This window comes from Megasphaera intestinihominis, from assembly GCF_040096415.1.
GTDB lineage: Bacteria > Bacillota > Negativicutes > Veillonellales > Megasphaeraceae > Megasphaera > Megasphaera intestinihominis.
The window spans coordinates 1-1,312 of sequence record NZ_JBBMEU010000135.1 but is presented as its reverse complement, the minus strand read 5'-3'; the positions used below and the strand labels follow the sequence as shown (position 1 = coordinate 1,312).

The following is a 1,312-nucleotide window of genomic DNA, read 5'->3' as shown; positions in this document are numbered from 1 at the left end:
TATCTTTGTTTACCCCAGTATGGGGCATAAAGTAGATTCATGCAATACCGATTTACACAAACTATTTTACACTCCCAAATTAACCCCCACCATCATCGGGCTGACCTGTTTATCATCACCGACAACAATAATCTTATGCGCCATAAGTGTAATAACTAAGGCTTCCAAAGAGGACTGACTAGCTTCATCAATAATAGCAACATCAAATACTGTATCTACCGGGTCAAAAGTCTCTAATGCACGATAAACGGGAATAATCCAAGCAGGTACGGCTTTCTGCCCCATTTTCATTTGTTCTCTTGCTTGTTTCAATAATCTAGGTGCCTGTTTCCCCGTCCGCTTGCCAGCTCGTTTGATAAGTGATGCGTAGCTGGCTACTGCACTTTGTATTTCTTGTTTGCCATCCAATCTGCATTTTAGATGATACCAGGCTAATTGATTGGCTAACCGAGTTGTGCAATCACGTAATTGTACACAGTAATCATCAACTCGCTTTTCTCGCTTCTCAAGGGGCATGGCAAATAATTCATCCAGTATATATTCAAATTGTTTAAGCATCCAGAGTTTCTCCAAAGTATCAGGCATACTCGCTTTGCCATTGCTACCCGTACGTGAACGAATCGATTTTGCCCAATCAAAAGCATATTTTTCCAATTTTGACAAAAGTTGTTCACGCATCGCATAAATATCTCGTTTCCCCCAAACAATGCTATAGTTATGGTATGCTTCTTCGTATGCGGTTCCATCCCTGTAAGTTAATGCCTTTAAGATTTCATGGCATAAGTCAGAATTTGCCAAACGTTTATCATCAAATATCGTTTTTGCATAATCAATCTCTTGACGAATTTTTCTTTCCGCCAAAAAAAAGCTTACTATTTTAACATAATCAAATATATTTGTTGTCAAATAATGTTCATAGCTAGAGATATTTTTACTATACTCAAGTTCAGATTTTAATAATTTTAAATTGAATCCCGCTTTTTTTAATAATTCAACGTATTGTGCATACCACGTATGATTCCACAAAAGAGCCCTGTTTATTTTATTCTCATAATCTCTTAGTTGGATAACTATATTACCCGTAAGTTTTTCTAATTCGGGAACATCAGTAAAATTATCAAATCTTTCTGCCCACATATTTCTGACAGTATGATACGCTAAGTCACGCCGAGTTTTCTTTATAGCCAATTCAGCCTCTTCCACATTTCGTAACGCATGCCCATCAACTATAATCTGGGGTGTGTCAAGAGTTTTGTGTAAATCGATTCAATAAGCAACATCGTATTGCTGCATAAGCTGAGACATCCTGTCG

The 1,312-nt window shown here is 37.3% G+C and carries 1 protein-coding gene; it reads right to left on the bottom strand.

The window, feature by feature from the left end:
* Positions 1-66 precede the first annotated feature (66 nt).
* Positions 67-1,203 (bottom strand): AAA domain-containing protein, encoded by a 1,137-nt coding sequence (locus WMO23_RS11310; protein WP_349174122.1) that lies wholly within the window; start codon positions 1,201-1,203, stop codon positions 67-69.
* Positions 1,204-1,312 lie beyond the last annotated feature (109 nt).